At 49.2% G+C, this 16,972-nt stretch carries 11 protein-coding genes and 1 pseudogene; 6 read left to right on the top strand and 6 right to left on the bottom strand.

The window, feature by feature from the left end:
• Positions 1-208 precede the first annotated feature (208 nt).
• From ettA to G9X48_RS13580, 5 genes and pseudogenes are all read left to right on the top strand, one after another.
• Complete coding sequence (ettA, locus tag G9X48_RS13600) at positions 209-1,876, top strand: energy-dependent translational throttle protein EttA (RefSeq protein WP_004386289.1); 1,668 nt, start codon at positions 209-211, stop codon at positions 1,874-1,876.
• Positions 1,877-2,367: 491 nt separating this feature from the next.
• Complete coding sequence (locus G9X48_RS13595; RefSeq protein ID WP_171964784.1) at positions 2,368-3,516, top strand: capsule biosynthesis protein; 1,149 nt, start codon at positions 2,368-2,370, stop codon at positions 3,514-3,516.
• 28 nt (positions 3,517-3,544) lie between these two features.
• Positions 3,545-5,209, top strand: a complete 1,665-nt coding sequence (locus tag G9X48_RS13590) for a polysaccharide biosynthesis/export family protein (RefSeq protein WP_007889189.1) — start codon at positions 3,545-3,547, stop codon at positions 5,207-5,209.
• 4 nt (positions 5,210-5,213) lie between these two features.
• Positions 5,214-7,198 (top strand): annotated as a pseudogene (locus G9X48_RS13585) (capsular polysaccharide biosynthesis protein).
• A 5-nt stretch (positions 7,199-7,203) separates the two neighbouring features.
• Positions 7,204-8,433, top strand: coding sequence for a capsular biosynthesis protein (locus G9X48_RS13580; RefSeq protein ID WP_097641260.1), 1,230 nt, complete (start codon positions 7,204-7,206; stop codon positions 8,431-8,433).
• Between the two features lie 30 nt (positions 8,434-8,463).
• On the opposite strand, the gene G9X48_RS13575 is transcribed toward G9X48_RS13580, so the two are convergent.
• The 6 genes from G9X48_RS13575 to G9X48_RS13550 all read right to left on the bottom strand — a co-directional run bounded on the left by G9X48_RS13575 (position 8,464) and on the right by G9X48_RS13550 (position 15,712).
• On the bottom strand, positions 8,464-9,630 hold the full coding sequence (locus G9X48_RS13575) for a DUF6270 domain-containing protein (protein ID WP_097641259.1): 1,167 nt from the start codon (positions 9,628-9,630) through the stop codon (positions 8,464-8,466).
• Positions 9,627-11,906 (bottom strand): CDP-glycerol glycerophosphotransferase family protein, encoded by a 2,280-nt coding sequence (locus G9X48_RS13570; protein ID WP_166499957.1) that lies wholly within the window; start codon positions 11,904-11,906, stop codon positions 9,627-9,629. Before G9X48_RS13570 ends, G9X48_RS13575 begins: the two co-directional genes overlap by 4 nt.
• Positions 11,907-11,908: 2 nt before the next feature.
• A complete protein-coding gene (locus G9X48_RS13565; RefSeq protein WP_088277026.1) occupies positions 11,909-13,000 on the bottom strand; it encodes a stealth family protein in 1,092 nt (363 codons plus the stop codon).
• Positions 13,001-13,024: 24 nt separating this feature from the next.
• Positions 13,025-13,690 carry an ABC transporter ATP-binding protein gene (locus G9X48_RS13560; protein WP_007866002.1) on the bottom strand — a complete coding sequence of 222 codons (666 nt, stop codon included), beginning with the start codon at positions 13,688-13,690 and terminating at the stop codon, positions 13,025-13,027.
• Complete coding sequence (locus tag G9X48_RS13555; RefSeq protein WP_097641258.1) at positions 13,687-14,463, bottom strand: ABC transporter permease; 777 nt, start codon at positions 14,461-14,463, stop codon at positions 13,687-13,689. Before G9X48_RS13555 ends, G9X48_RS13560 begins: the two co-directional genes overlap by 4 nt.
• 331 nt (positions 14,464-14,794) lie before the next feature.
• Positions 14,795-15,712: a LysR family transcriptional regulator gene (locus tag G9X48_RS13550; protein WP_014729647.1), complete on the bottom strand. Its 918-nt coding sequence runs from the start codon at positions 15,710-15,712 to the stop codon at positions 14,795-14,797.
• 115 nt (positions 15,713-15,827) lie between these two features.
• On the opposite strand from G9X48_RS13550, the gene G9X48_RS13545 reads away from it, so the two are divergent.
• Positions 15,828-16,829 (top strand): zinc-binding alcohol dehydrogenase family protein, encoded by a 1,002-nt coding sequence (locus G9X48_RS13545; protein WP_097641257.1) that lies wholly within the window; start codon positions 15,828-15,830, stop codon positions 16,827-16,829.
• Positions 16,830-16,972 lie beyond the last annotated feature (143 nt).

The raw sequence follows: 16,972 nt of genomic DNA, 5'->3' as shown, positions 1-16,972 counted from the left end.
CCGGCAGCCTCATGCCGCCTGAAATTCTCAGATACTTCATGCTAACCAGGCGAAGGCCGTTGCGCCATGTCGCGAACATTTTTTTACCATTCGCGCATTAATGCCTCTTACGCCGCATTCACGGCGTTGCTGGCTGGGATTAAGCGTTGAAAACAGCTAAACTCCGCAGCTGAGAAACCCTTAATCATGATAAGAGGCGAAGTCCAACGTGGCTCAATTCGTATACACCATGCATCGCGTCGGCAAAGTCGTTCCGCCGAAGCGACACATTCTGAAGAATATCTCTCTGAGCTTTTTCCCTGGCGCCAAAATCGGTGTGCTGGGCCTGAACGGCGCCGGTAAATCCACCCTGCTGCGCATCATGGCGGGCATCGATAAAGATATCGAAGGTGAAGCCCGTCCGCAGCCTGGCATCAAAATCGGCTACCTGCCGCAGGAGCCGCAGCTCAACCCTGAACATACCGTGCGCGAATCGATCGAAGAAGCGGTCGCGGAAGTCGTTAACGCGCTCAAGCGCCTGGATGAAGTGTACGCGCTGTACGCCGATCCGGATGCCGATTTCGATAAGCTCGCCGCCGAGCAGGGCAAACTGGAAGAGATTATCCAGGCCCATGACGGTCACAACCTGAACGTGCAGCTGGAACGCGCGGCCGACGCCCTGCGTCTGCCGGACTGGGATGCGAAAGTCGCGAATCTCTCCGGTGGTGAACGCCGCCGCGTGGCGCTCTGCCGCCTGCTGCTCGAAAAACCAGACATGCTGCTGCTCGACGAACCGACCAACCACCTGGACGCCGAATCCGTCGCCTGGCTGGAGCGCTTCCTGCACGACTTCGAAGGCACCGTTGTGGCGATTACTCACGACCGTTACTTCCTCGATAATGTGGCAGGCTGGATCCTCGAACTGGACCGCGGCGAAGGTATTCCGTGGGAAGGCAACTACTCTTCCTGGCTTGAGCAGAAAGATCAGCGTCTGGCGCAGGAAGCTTCTCAGGAAGCGGCGCGTCGTAAATCTATCGAGAAAGAGCTGGAGTGGGTGCGTCAGGGCGCGAAAGGCCGTCAGTCCAAGGGCAAAGCCCGTCTGGCGCGCTTTGAAGAGCTTAACAACACCGAATATCAGAAGCGTAACGAAACCAACGAACTCTTTATTCCGCCGGGACCGCGTCTGGGCGATAAAGTGGTGGAAGTCAGCCACCTGCGTAAATCCTACGGCGACCGCGTGCTGATTGACGATCTGAGCTTCTCCGTGCCGAAAGGCGCGATTGTCGGCATCATCGGTCCGAACGGCGCGGGTAAATCCACCCTGTTCCGTATGATGTCTGGCCAGGAACAGCCGGACAGCGGCACCATTACGCTTGGTGAAACCGTGAAACTCGCGTCTGTTGACCAGTTCCGTGACGCCATGGACAACAGCAAAACCGTCTGGGAAGAAGTCTCCGGCGGGCTGGATATCATGAAGATCGGCAACACCGAAATGCCGAGCCGCGCGTACGTTGGCCGCTTTAACTTTAAAGGCGTGGACCAGGGCAAACGCGTGGGCGAGCTGTCCGGTGGTGAGCGCGGTCGTCTGCATCTGGCGAAACTGTTGCAGGTGGGCGGCAACATGCTGCTGCTCGATGAACCGACCAACGACCTGGATATCGAAACCCTGCGCGCGCTGGAAAACGCCCTGCTGGAGTTCCCGGGCTGCGCGATGGTTATCTCGCACGACCGCTGGTTCCTGGACCGTATCGCCACACACATTCTGGATTATCAGGATGAAGGCAAAGTGGAATTCTTCGAAGGTAACTTCACCGAGTACGAAGAGTATAAGAAACGCACGCTGGGCGCCGAAGCGCTGGAGCCGAAGCGTATCAAATACAAACGTATCGCCAAGTAATTCCCGCAACGGCCTTCTTAATGAAGGCCGTTTTATTAGTGATTCCCCTCAGATAAATACCTGCCCTCTACTCCGATTTATTCCTGACCAATTGTCCATTCACCCTTGTTATGGTAATTAATAAATCATATCCCTCCATTTTCATATGATGTTTCATGAACGAGGGTTTTTTATTATTAGCGCTATGATTTTCATGGAATGGAAATGTCACGGAATCGTTGTCAGGGTAAGCGGGCCGCCGCCTGCACGTCGTTAACGTCATCTCTCCTCGCTTTTCATCATTTTCAGCGTCAATACATAAAAACAACAGACAGTTTGTAGATTTACTACCGGCACGCGCCGTAGCCTCTCGCTATGCTTGGTTGCTTTCTTTATACCGGCAACGATAGCTCGGGCATATTGACGTTATTAAACGCGCAGGCAGCCGTTAAAACATTTTTTATATAAATATATATCCGTCATTTATTCATTATATTAATGGTCATCACACAGTGCTCACGAAAATAAAACGTTTTTCAGCATGGATGCGGCGTCAGGATTTTTCCCGCCAGCTTATTTTGTTTCAGCGCCACAGCGCGAAAATCGTCATTGGCGCGCCATTTCTGTTGCTGGTGATTTATCTGCTTATTTTCAGCCAGCCGCGTTATGTGAGCGAATCACAGGTCGCCATCAAACGCGCCAGTGATATCGAAAACGGCAGCCTGAATATTGGCCTGCTGATGGGTGCCTCTAACCCTACTTCTGCCGAAGATGCGCTGTACCTGAAAGAGTATCTGCACTCGCCGGATCTCTTAGCCGTACTCGATAAACAGCTCAATTTCAAACAGGCCTTTGGCGACAGCGGACTGGATCTCTTCTATCACCTTTATGCCAGCGCGAGCGCCGAAGAATTTCTGGATTACTACCGTCACCGCATCACCATCAATTACGACAACAAAAACGGCCTGCTGACCATCCAGACTCAGGGCTTCACGCCCGAATTCGCCCTGCGTTTCAACCAGGCGGTGCTCAAAGAGTCTGAGCGGTTTATCAACGAGCTTTCGCATCATATTGCGCGCGATCAGCAATCCTTCGCCGAAAGCGAGCTCGACAAAGCGCGCAAGCGCCTCGACGCCAGCAAAAGCGCGCTGCTCGCCTTTCAGAACCGCAACCAGATGCTCGATCCACAAGCTTCCGCCGTGGCCGCGAGCTCAGCGGTCAACAACCTGACCGAGCAAAAGATTCGCCTCGAAACGGAGCTGCGTACTCTGCTGACGTATCTGCGTGAAGATGCGCCGCAGGTCATCACGACGAAAAACACGCTGGCCTCCATTAACGCGCAAATTGAGAAAGAGAAAAACAACATTACCGCACCGGAAGGCGACCGCCTCAACCGTGTGGCGGCGGATTTCGAAGAGCTGAAATCGCGCGTGACGTTTGATACAGACCTGTACCAGCTCGCGCTCACGGCCATTGAAAAAACGCGCGTGGAATCGGCCCGCAAGCTGAAAAGCCTGGCGGTGATCAGCTCTCCCCAGCTTGCCGAGGAAGCCCGCTACCCCGAGACGCTCTACCTGTTAGCCAGCTGCCTGCTGATCTGCTGCCTGCTGTTCGGCACGCTCAGACTGCTGCTGGCCATTATTGACGATCACCGTGCTTAACCTTGCCGCTTTCACACCCGAGAGAGTTATGAAAAACGTTTCATCCGCCTCACTGATCTTTTTCTGTTTATCGGCCTGCGCCAGCGCGCTTGATCTCACCGCCGACCCGGCGCTGACCGGCGCGGCGCCCATTCTGTCATCGTCGTCATCGGCTCCGGTCAGCGCAGATGGCTTTGATAACACGCCGCCGCCAGCGCCCGCCACGGTGATGAGCCGCATGTTCGGCGCACAGCTTTTTACCGCCCAAAACGCGGAAGGCGGGGCTGGCATCGCCTTCAACCCCAATTATGTGATTGGCCTTGGCGACACCATTCAGGTGCGTCTGTGGGGCGCTTTCACGTATGACGGCACATTAACCGTCGACCCGAAAGGCAACATCTTTCTGCCTAACGTCGGCCCGCTTAAAGTTGCAGGTGTGACGAATAGCCAGCTCAACGCACTGGTTATCTCGCGAGTGAAAGAGGTGTACCAGGCGAATGTGAATGTCTACGCCTCGCTGGTTCAGGCGCAGCCGGTGAAAGTGTTTGTCACGGGCTATGTCCGCACGCCGGGGTTATATGGCGGCGTGGCGTCCGATTCATTGCTTTCTTATCTCAGCAAAGCAGGCGGCGTGGACAGCGAGCGCGGCAGTTATGTCGATATCACCGTCAAACGCGGCCAGAAAACGCGCTCGCATGTGAACCTGTATGATTTTCTGCTCAACGGCAGCCTCAGCCTGTCGCAGTTTGCCGATGGCGACACCATTATCGTCGGTCCACGCCAGCACACCTTTGGCGTCGAAGGCGATGTCTTTAACAGCTACGACTTTGAATTTACCGATGAGCGTATTCCGGTTTCCGAAGCGCTGCGCTGGGCGCGGCCTAAACCGGGGGCCACGCATGTGACGCTGATGCGCCAGCAAGGCGCGATGAAGCAGAGCGAATATTTCCCGATTAGCGAAACCGCAGGCCGCATGTTGCAGGATGGCGATCGCATGGTGGTCAGTTCCGATCGCTATACCGGCACCATCCAGGTACGCGTGGAAGGCGCACACTCCGGCGAACATGCGATGGTATTGCCTTACGGTGCCACGCTGCGCCAGGTGATGGCGAAACTGCGCCCGAACACGATGTCGCAGTTAAACGCCATCAAACTCTATCGCCGCTCGGTCGCGCTGCGTCAGAAAGAGATGCTGGATCTGTCGCTGCAAAAGCTGGAGCAGGCTTCGCTCTCAGCGCAATCCTCCACACAGGAGGAATCGCGCCTGCGTATGCAGGAGGCGCAACTGGTCAGCCGCTTCGTGGCGAAGGCCCGTACCGTGGTGCCGCAGGGCGAAGTGGTACTGAATGAGAACAACCTTGATTCCGTGCTGCTGGAAGATGGCGACGTTATCACCATCCCGGAGAAAACGTCGCTCGTCATGGTGCATGGCGAGGTGCTGTTCCCCAACGCCGTCACCTGGGAGAAAGGGCTGGAGCCTGAGGATTACATCGCCAAATGCGGCGGTATGACGCAAAAAGCCAGCGGTGCGAAAGTTATCGTGATTCGCCAGAACGGCGAGGCGCTCAATGCCGAAGATGTCGATGACATGCAGCCGGGCGATGAGCTGATGGTGCTGCCGAAGTATGAGTCGAAGAATATTGAAGTGACGCGCGGCATTTCAACCATCATGTACCAGCTGGCTGTCGCAGCGAAAGTCATCCTGACGCTGTAATCCCATGAAAAATAGCGTCACCGGCATTTTCTCGAAAGGCATCTGGCGTATTGCGGGCTTACATCACCTGCTGCCGATGCCTTGTCGAAAACTCGCGCCGCGTCGGGCTATCCCGGACGATGTTACCGCTATCGCCGTCTGGGGGCGTCGTCCCAGCGCGGCGGCAGCTGTTGCCCGCGCCCGCAAAGCCGGGCTTACGGTGATTCGCCTTGAAGACGGGTTTATCCGCTCTTGCGGCCCGGCGGCGCACGGCTATCCGCCGCTCTCGCTGGTTATCGATTACGACGGCATTTACTACGACGCCAGCCAGCCGAGCACGCTGGAGAACCTGATTCAGGACACTGCGGGCAACGCGGCGCTGCGCGAAGCGGCGCAGGAGGCGATGCGCCTTATCGTGGAAGGCGATCTGGCGAAGTATAACCACGCGCCGCCGTTTGACGGCTCGCCCGATGCCCGCGCGGTGCTGGTGGTGGATCAGACGGCAGGCGATATGTCTGTCACCTTCGGCAATGCCAGCGCGGCATCGTTTCGGCTGATGCTGGAGAGCGCCCTTGCTGAAAACCCGGATGCCGAAATCTGGGTAAAAACGCATCCTGATGTTGTGCACGGCGGCAAGCGTGGCTATTTGCGAGATATCTGCGCGAATACACGCCTGCGGCGGATAACCGAAGACGCCAGCCCGCAGTCGCTGCTGCGGTGCGTATCTCGGGTTTATACCGTGACGTCTCACTTCGGTTTTGAAGCGCTGATGGCGGGCAAGCCGGTGGTCTGCTTCGGGCAGCCGTGGTATGCCGGATGGGGGCTGACGGACGACAGGCATCCGGCGGCGGCCACGCTTGCCGCACGCCGCGGCGACGCCTCGCTGCTCACGCTTTTCAGCGCCGCCTATTTGCGTTACGCCCGCTACCTCAACCCGCAAACCAATCAGCCCGGCACGCTGTTTGATGTGCTGACGTGGCTGGCGCTGCAGCGGCGTCATCATCTGGCGCTGCGCGGCACGTTATGGGTACCAGGGCTGACGCTCTGGAAGCGCAGCGTCGTAAAACCTTTTCTTTCAACACCCTATAACCGACTACGCTTTACGCGCCGCGCGCCGCAGGCTGATGCCTGCGTGGCATGCCCGTGTGGCGAATGGAAGATGCGTTTTTGCGCTCGGTGGGGCTCGGCTCCGATCTGTTCGCCCCGCTCTCGCTGGTGCTCGATAAACGCGGTCTCTATTACGACGCCACGCGCGCAAGTGATCTGGAAATAGCCCTGAACCGGGTGCATCTGACGCCAGCCGAAGAAGCACGCGCCGCAGCACTGCGTCGACAGATTATCGAAAGCCGGGTCAGTAAATACAACGCGGGCGGCGCGTGGCGGCTGCCTGCATCGGCATGGGGACGGCGTATTCTGCTGGTGCCGGGGCAGGTCAGCGACGATGCCTCGCTTGTCGGTGGCACGCAAGGCATCCGCACGATTGCCGCGCTCCTGCGCATGGTGCGCGCCAGAAATCCCCAGGCGTATATCGTCTTCAAGCCGCACCCGGACGTGGCCTGCGGCAACCGCCAGGGCGAACCCAGCGCGCGAGACGCGCTGCGCTGGGCGGATTGTCTCGCCACGCAGGCGGATATCGTCGATGTGCTCGATCAGGTAGACGAAGTGCATACGCTGACGTCGCTTGCCGGTTTTGAGGCGCTGCTGCGCGGCAAGGCCGTCTTCTGCTACGGCATGCCGTTTTACGCCGGCTGGGGCCTGACACACGACGAATATCCTTGCCCGCGCCGCACCCGGCGGCTCACGCTTAACGCGCTTATCCACACCACGCTCATCGATTACCCCTTCTACCTCCACCCAACGCGCAAAACGCCGATCGCTGCGGAAGAAGCGGTTGCCCTGCTCAGCGCGTCGCCCCGACGCAACGTCACGCACCACCGCCGCCGTAAAACACTCACCCGGCTCGCCAATAAAGCCCGCAATCTCTTTCACGCGCTTTTTTATTCCCGGTGACCCAGATGAACCACAGCGCGCTTGATACCCTCCTTTCCGGCCAGAAATATTTGCTGCTGCAAGGGCCGATGGGGCCGTTTTTTCGAGACCTGGGGAACTGGCTTGAGACCAAAGGGCGCGAGGCGAAACAGGTGGTGTTTAACGGAGGCGACTGGTTTTACCGCCGCAAAGGGAAAAGCCTGTCTTATCAGGGCACGCCTGAGGGGTTTGGCGCGTGGTTAGCGGCAACGCGAAGCGCATGGCCGTTTGATACGCTGGTGTGCTTTGGCGACTGTCGGCCTCTGCATCAGGCCGCGCGCCGCTGGGCGCAAGCGCAGGGGATACGTTTTCTGGTCTTTGAAGAGGGTTATTTGCGCCCGTGTTTTATCACGCTTGAAGAGAATGGCGTGAACGGGTTTTCCAGCCTGCCGCGGGAGGCTGGGTTTTATATGCAGTTGCCCGACACTGGGCAAGTCAGGATAAATAAAATTGTCCCTTCTTTCTGGATCAGAGCCAGACACACATGTATTTATTGCATTATGACATGGGCGTATCATCGTTCATATTTAAATTATAATCATCACAAAAAGCTATCATTAAGAAAAGAAGCTTATTGTTGGATAAAAGCAGGATGGTTAAAGATATGGTATAAATTAACCGAATCGCGAAACAATAAAAAAATCAAATCAGAACTAAGCACAAAATACAATCTTGTTATATTACAAGTGTTTAACGACAGCCAAGTAACATTCCATAGTAAATATAAAGATATAGAGCAATATTTACATGAGGTTATATTTTCCTTTTCTATTTACGCCCCTGCAGAACAACATCTTGTTATTAAGCACCACCCTATGGATCGCGGCCATAAAAATTATAAAAAACAAATTTCTCTTTTGGCCAAGAAATTTAAAATCCGCAAGAGAGTACATTATGTACATGACCTAAATTTGCCTGAATTAATTCATCATTCACGTTCAGTTGTTACTATCAATAGTACTGTGGGATTATCTGCCCTTATCCATAACAAACCGCTTAAGGTAATGGGAAATGCTTTTTATGATATTGCTGGCATGACCTACCCAAAAACATTGGATGAATTCTGGATTGACGAATTCATAATGGAACAAACTTTATTCAAGAAATTTAAAAGTTATCTAATAAATAAAGCACAAATTAATGCAGTGTATTACTGCAAAGACTTATCCTGGAAGGAAATGCTCTCACTCGGAGAGCAAGAGCATATCACACGATAAAACAGGTTCAAAAGAAACTAGCTATAAACATTAATGTTTTTTTATTAATCTGCTAAAATAAAGATACAAATAGTTATTATAATGATACGGATGTGCCCCCCACTTATGCCGATAATCGCAGAATAACATCCAGGGCAATGGTTTAACTAAAGTGATCCCACTATAATTATTCGTCAGATAATTATTCATAATATAAAGCATTTCATTATACTGTGGAATTGCATATTTGTTGCTTTCAAAACGAGAAAACCCGTTTTCACTATATAATGTGGTTGCCATTGAAGGAATAATGACAAATATATTTTTTGGTGGGATAATTTTCACAACCTCGCGGTAGAGAACATCAAAACCCTTCTTCCATAAATTTAGTTTTGAAGTTGACTCAAACCTAAGAACACTGTTTGGTTTATCATATTTTTTTGCTAAACGGGTCGCCCTAAAGTCCCAGGAATTGGTTATTAGTCTTTCATTAAAATTAAGAACATCAAAACGTTCATCCATGAAATCAATAATCAAAACACTATCCTGGGATAAAGAATTCACAAGACTAGTTAATGCAGTCTTCTTCAGATCATGGTGTATACACTTTTTCAGGAATGCGCTAGGAAGATCAATATCAGAATCACTGTAATCAATTGCTTCTGATAAAAGTGCAGCCATACTATTCCTTGCAATGTACTCATCTAATTTTATAGCACATGGCGTGAGATTGTTACTTATTTCAACGACATCTCTGCTTACGCAACTGCCAAATATACTAACTTTCTTCGGAGGATAAAAAGAATCAGAACCTATTATTATTAGATCATTAATATCTTTCTTACTGGTAAAGAAAATCTTTCTCTTAATAAGATTTTCAACATTACGGACATCGTAATCACCATCTGAAATCAAATAAATAGAGCAATATTCAGCGAAAAGATCAAAATATAAAAACAAGCTTTCCTTTAACTCTTTAGATAATGATTCCAAATAAGGAACGCTAACTACAATGTTAGATATATTGCTAGCATCTGAAGCTATTTCACAAAAGCTTTCTATACCCTCTGGTTTTTCTAAGAAATAGTTATCTGTCGCAGGTAGTGAGAAAACTTTATCGATAAAGTTTTTTGGTAAATGATAGTATTCAACGAGCCCTCTGGAGGAAATGAACATTTCAATCCCAGCCGTAAAATCTCCAATAATGATAGTTTTCATTTTTCTCCCTCAATCAGACGTAAGATTCTTTTTGAACTATTACCATCACGATAAGTAAAAAATTTATTTGCAATTTTAGTGAATCGAGCTTCTGGCACACAACCACGCGATAGATAAAATTCCAGAGCTTTCAAAACATCGCTGGCATCAGAATAAACAGGCCCGGGAAATTCAGTTAAAGGACAAATCAACGGGCCACCTCGCACAGAGAAAAATCTCGCTGCGTCAAACTGATAATAAATAACCGGCTTATTCTGGTATAAAATATCAAATGAAGCAGAAGAATAATCCGTAAGCATCATATCTGCTGCTATAATTAATTCCTGAACATTCGTCTCGCTCATGTTATGAAATGAGATATTGCTTTTCTCATTGTGAAATACATCCATATGCTTTTTAATTTGATGATGTACACACACCTGAATTTTATAGTTATATTTTATTAAAATTCCCTCTAACTCCTTAGAGGACAATAACTCATTAATCTTGATGTAGAATTGAGACTTCAAAAAGACATCATCTTTAGCGTTCGTAAGCCATTCACGCCAGGTGGGCATAAAGAGTATGGTTTGACTCCTCTTTATGACTTTCTTTGGTAGATAGTCAAAGCGCGTTAAGCCTGTAATGGCCAGTTCATTTTTAAGAAATCCGAACTGCTTTTGCAAAAGCGTACTTTCATAATCAGAACTGACAATAAATTTATCAGGTAACTCGTTTCTACGCAGCATTGAATTCCTGTCATAGTAACCTTTCGCTCTGCTTGTTGCGAAAACGCCATGCTGTAAGAATATTTTTTTCTTATGCGTATGTTCTTTGTAGACCTCGCTCCAATGATGAAAAACATCACGTAAACTATCACTAAAAACATAAGTGTGAGCTTTAATGAATATTATAAAATGCTTTAGACTTCCGTAATAAACAACATTGTTGAAGCCTTGCAAATTTACTATTGTAGGAGCATCTTTCTTTATTACATAATAATAAATATTTTTGGTTTTGATGTTATCAATCTTTTTAAATAAAAAGTAACTGGTATCATTGGCAGTAGTTCCTAGCCTTTCACCAATTAGCACAATATTATTCGATTTATAAAACCTGGAGATTATCTTTGCAGTTTGGTATTTAATTTCCCACTTATATTTCTTAAATGGCTTTTTAAATTTAGTTAGGTATGCCTTAATTTTTTTGTTTCTATTACTTTTCTTAACAAAGAAGTAGTCTTTTTTGATAAAGTCGTCATTAGCTAATACTCCCTTTGAGTAGCAAGTACGCTTAACTCTTCCATTGAGTATTCTATACGCCTCAGAATAATATCCATAATAAATAAGAAGCAACACCAGCCGACGTTGTGAAGTAAATATAGTCAGTATGTCCTTACCTATATGCTCTTTGAAAAAAAGATGGGGTGACTTATATATTTTTTTTGATTGAACCAAATCATGGCTACTGGAGTATTTCTCAAGCCGATAGAGGATACCTCTTAAAACAAATAGCTTAGCTAGTCTGACCTGTGTTTCAGGTAATGAAAATTCATAAGTCATCTTATAAACGTTCATAAAATCATAAAACACTTTTTCATTAACTTCCTGAGTGCAGGATGGATTATGCTCATCCTCTCTACCTCTATACATGTAACTTATATGTGGTGTAGAAGAAACATGATTTGCATAATGCATAGCTCTCAACACAAAGATCCAGTCTTCAGCCAGTTTAATGCCAAGAGGAAAACGTATATGTTTTTTCAGTAATAAAGAGCGCTTATAAAGCTTTCCCCATGGCGCTGGAGTTTTCATCAATATTGATCGATGCGAAAACTTCACTTTACGAAAAGATGAGCTTGCAACTTCTGCATGATCTTCAACATACCAACTGCGCCGACTATTAAAAGCTTTACTATGTGAAATAATAACTTCAGAGCCTGTTTCTATGGCGAGTTTATACAGTGCTGAAAGCGCTCCTGGAGGCAATAAGTCATCAGAATCCAGAAAGAATATATATTCTCCACGCGCAATCTCAATAGCATTATTTCTCGCTACTGACTGACCAGCATTGCGCTGATTCACAAGAATTATATTGAAATGTTTTTTCCTGTATTCGTCAATAATAGCGACACTATTATCAGGTGACCCATCATTAACTATAATAATTTCTATTGATAATTGAGCTGCCACTCCTGTTATCGACTGGGAGAGAACTGAATCCAGGCACTCAGCAATATACTTCTCTGTGTTATAAACAGGAATTATGATAGAAATCAAATAATTCATTGTCGTCATTTTTAAAAATCTTCCATGAGTATCTTTAAATTATCTTCTAACATGCCAGAATAATTCTTCAAATCGGCTGATGTGCTCATGAAGTCATTAGCACAAATTGAATGAGGGAATGTACCTTCTTGTCTCGCTGATTTAAGCCTTCTGTAATAAGCTGGTGCGGCTGAAGAACGAATATTAAAATAATAACAAATATCCCTTGATAAAACAGACTTCCCTTGAATATAGCTAAACCATGGTACAAGGAACGTAGGTAAATTCAAATCTGATTCATTTCTGAACCGGTTAGGAAGAAATTTAATTATATCCCCCTTAAATTCGTTCCATACAGCCTCAAACTGACTTTTCTGTAAAGGAACATAAGTATGAATAAGAGGAAGTTCGGCCTCAAAACCAAATCTATTTTTAAGCAAACGGGCACAGTTTAACGAGGCGTGTAAAGTTGGAGTTATTCTAACAGTATCCTTTAATGATTTTATTCGTTTTGGGGATACAAAAAGCGAAGCTAAACCGTTTGCCTTAAAGAAATGTGACTTGCAAAGATCACGCGCGACAAAAACATCATCATTAAAATAAATGAAATTTTCTTTAAGTCCTTTTATCTTATGGAGATTAGCCTCAATAACGTGAGAGTTGAAGGTTGGAAGATATGCCTCATCGATGATCTCTTTGTGATCGATCACTTCAAGGTTGCTAAATTTATCAATCCATAAAGGACATTGACCATCAGTCACTAAGTAAATTTTATTTACCCAAGGAAGATGCCTAACGACACTTTTGATCGCATAAAAAATCTCATTATGGTTTTTATAGCGAGCAGGATCCCGAAAATGCTCAGGCGTTCGATTATAGTCTCTTGCTTTATAATAGTTATATTTTTCAATCCAAAGAGGATCACTATCATCAACCCATGTAAAAACAACATCTATGAGCAAGTTATTTTCCATCAATGATTCAAGTAAAGAATCATTTTTTATCAAAACTTGCTCCTCATTCACAGGACATTGAATGTCGCTAAAAACAGGAGGATACTTTTTATTAAAATAATCACGAAAAAAAATTTGCGGACTGGAAAATAATTTCCTTATTTTTCCCATTTTTTACCCCTGCTTAATAACCAGTCAAAGATTTTCTTCTTTCACATACACATCTATTGCCTGGTCTACATCATCGAAAAAAATGACCTGGCCGTTTCTACCTATAAACAACGCCGCATCGCAATACTGTTTGAGTGAGTGGAGATTGTGCGACACCATTAAAAAGCACGACTCTTGATGGCGAGCTTCAAACAGCGTTTCGCATTTTTTACGAAAACTTGCGTCGCCAACGGCGGTGACTTCGTCCACCAGGTAGTAGTCAAATTTGAACGCCATGCTCAGCCCAAACCCGAGACGCGCTTTCATGCCAGAGGAATAGGCCTTCACCGGCATGTCAAAATACTTTCCAAGCTCGGCGAATTCCTCAACGAACGCGACTTTTTGGCGGACTTCTTCTTTAGGCGCGTAAAGCCGCGCCACAAATTTCACATTTTCACGCCCGGTCAGACTGCCCTGAAAACCCCCTGCCAGCCCGACCGGCCAGGAGATCGTGGCGCTGGAGACGATTCGCCCGCTGTCCGGGTTATCCGTCCCGCCAATCATACGCAGCAGCGTCGATTTCCCCGCCCCGTTACGCCCTATCAGCGCCACGCTCTTGCCGGACGGCAGCGTCAGAGAGAGATCCTTAAAGACATAATGCCGCCCTGCGGGCGTGCGGTACGATTTGGTGAGATTTTCGATAGCAATCATGACGTCAGCATCGCCTCTTCCTGATGACGATAAAGCACGAGGCCTGTGAAGAGCACCACCAGGGTGCTGACTGCGAGATACGTCAGGCTGGCTCCGTCGCTTTCATAACTTGCCGCCAGCGATTCGCGGGTTAGTTCCACCACATGCACCAGCGGGTTCCACGCGACCCAGCTTTGATATTCCTGAGGAATAGTATTGAGCGAATACATCACGCAGGAGATGAAATAAAGTGGGCGGGTCAGCAGGGGCAGAAACTTTTCCGACTCCGGAAACGCACTACTGGTCACCATAAAAATCAGCCCGACACCGAAGGAAAACACCACCAGACACCCCCAGACGCCAAACAAAACTAACAAATGAGAGCAGGTAAACGCCTCGCCTGTCATGGCCAGCAGCGCGAGCAGCACCAGATAAACGGCAATATAAATTCCGGCCTCCAGTAACGTTCTCGCAATTATTGTGTCAATAGGCTTTACCGGACGGTAATTAAAAAGCCCCTGATTCGCCTCGATGGCATTAATAGAACGACTCGTAATATGGCTAAAAATAAAATACGGAATAATGCCGCTTAATAAAAAGACAGGAAATGAGATATCCGGCAGCGTTCGCTCCATCACAAAATCCAGAACAAACAGCAGGATGGCAAGATGAAGTAGCGGCTCAAGCAGCGCCCAGCAGTAGCCCAGTCGAAACTTGCCGAAACGCGTTTTTATTTCCCTTAAAAATAACGCCAGTACAGTGGCGCGCTGGACATCCAGCCCATGCCTTTTCATAAATAGTTCCTGGTTATATTATTGTGAACAGGCTACCGCTATGGGACATTCCCATAACAGCTTGTTGTAAAATACACATCCGTTGCCAGAAAAATAACGGCAACACGCGCGTAACCGCTCGCGTGATTATCATTATAAACAATCAAAATTCGTGTTTTATTAGCCGTAATTATCATTACGACTACAGAAGGGTGTTACAATAATTCAGGCGCGTAAAATATCACAAACCATCATCTCCATAAATAACTTATTCTGGGTTTCTTTTTTTGGAGATATTAAGATTTCATACTTTTTATTTATCCGTTTTTATCTGCAAATTTATAAAAGATAGTCATTTTGAGACGAAAGCCGATAAATTATCGTAAAACTGCGTCACACCTTCGTACTCCAGTGCAAAGTTGATATAGCTGACCAGCGCCGGTGCGTTGAGCTTGCGGCCCGGATACACCAGATACAGATCGTTCCCGGTGACGGTCCACTCCGGCAGGACATTGACCAGCGCGCCTTGTGCGAGCGAATCATCAAGCAGAAAGGCAGGCAGCAGCGTGATCCCGGCACCTGCCAGCGCGCTTTCACGGGCATAAAGAAGATTATCGGTCTGGTGCATCTGATTCAGATGGCAGCGGTAAAGCTCGCGGTCGCGCTGGAGCAGCCACTCCGACCAGGCGCGATGAACAATCACGCGGTGATCCACCAGCTGTGACGGGTGCGTCAGCGCAGGGTGACGCGCCAGGTACGCTGGCGAAGCGAGCAGATAGCGCGGGCAATGGCCTATCTTGCGGCCAATCAGCGAGGAATCCTGCGGTTTGCCGGTACGCAGCGCCACGTCAAACCCTTCCATCACCAGATCCCGCACGTCGTCGGAGATAAACACCTCCAGCGTGATCTCCGGGTATTTCGCGAGAAACTCGGCGTTCATGCGCGCCAGCAGCGTCGCGCCGATCCCGGCAGGGCTGGTGATGCGCAGCCGACCGCTGGGGTTATCGCGCAGGCGCTGGATGGCAAGATCGGCGCGTTCGCTGGCATCCAGCATTTCACGGCAATGCACCAGATAGTGCTCACCCGCAAAGGTCAGACTGAGCTTGCGCGTGGTGCGATTAAGCAGCCGCAACCCGACATGCGCCTCAAGCTGGCTAATGCGCTGGCTGACGCTGGACTTCGGCAGCCCCGCTTTTTGCGCAGCCGCCGTGAAGCTGCCTGTCTCCGCCACCAGCGCGAAAAGCGCCATATCCTGCAGTTGCTTAAACATGATTGTTCATCTCTCACGAACACGCCGTTCTGGATTGTCCATCTTATCACCCTCTTTCAGGCTGCATAGACTACAGTCAACACATCCTCCTCTGAATACACGAAAGGAACCTGATATGTCTGTTAAAGCGATTGCTGTGAATCCGAACGCCCCGGAAAGCTTTATTGAAATTACCCAGCCGATGCCGCAGCCCGGCGAGTACGACCTGCTGGTAGAGGTCAAAGCTGTGTCCATCAACCCGGTGGATACCAAAGTACACGCCAGCCTCAAAAAGAATGGATTGCAGGAGCCGCGCGTGCTGGGCTGGGACGCCAGCGGCGTGGTGACGGCAGTGGGCAGCAAAGTCAGCGGCTTTAAACCGGGCGATGAAGTCTATTACGCTGGCGATATTACCCGCGCTGGCAGCAACGCCAGCCATCAGTTGATCGATTCCCGCATTGTGGGGCATAAGCCGCGCACGCTCTCTTGGGCGGCGTCGGCGGCCATCCCGCTGACGGCGCTGACCGCGTGGGAAGGCTTATTCGAGCGTCTGGCGATTCAGGACGCCGGTGAAGACAAAACCCTGCTGATTATCGGCGGCGCAGGCGGCGTGGGCTCGCTTGCCATTCCGTTCGCGCGTCTGCACAGCAAGGTCAAAATTATCGCCACCGCCTCGCGTGAAGATTCCGCGCAGTGGTGCCGCGATCGCGGCGCGGATCTGGTGGTGAATTATCATGACCTGCCGGGCGAGCTGGCGAAACACGGGATTAAATTTGTCGATTATATTTTCATCCTGAATGACACCGACGGCCACTGGGCAGCGGTGAGCCAGCTTATCGCGCCGCAGGGGCATATTTGCAGCATCGTGGAGAATGAGCACCCGCTGGATCAGGATGCGCTGAAATCGAAATCCGCCGCGCTGCACTGGGAGTTTATGTATACCCGCAGCATGTATCAGACCGCCGATATGGCACGTCAGGGCGAGATCCTCAATGAAGTGGCGAAGCTTGTGGATGCGGGCGAAGTGGAGAGCGCGTTGAGCGAAACGTTCCACGGCCTGAGCGTTGAGAGCATCAGCAAGGCGCACGAGAAGGTGCTGGAAGGCCATATGCGCGGCAAGGTAGTGGTAGAGTTTTAATGTCGGTGGGCCACGGCGGGTGCACTCCGTTTACCCGCCCTACATGGCTCGTTGCTTACAGAAAACGTAGGGTGGGTAAGCGCAGCGCCCCCACCTTTGAACGTCAACTCTCTCGGCGGGTGCACTCCGTTTACCCGCCCTAC

Source organism: Cronobacter sp. HA18006, from assembly GCF_011605445.1.
In the GTDB taxonomy this organism is placed as follows: Bacteria; Pseudomonadota; Gammaproteobacteria; order Enterobacterales; family Enterobacteriaceae; genus Cronobacter; species Cronobacter sakazakii.
This window is presented reverse-complemented; position numbering and strand designations above follow the sequence as displayed.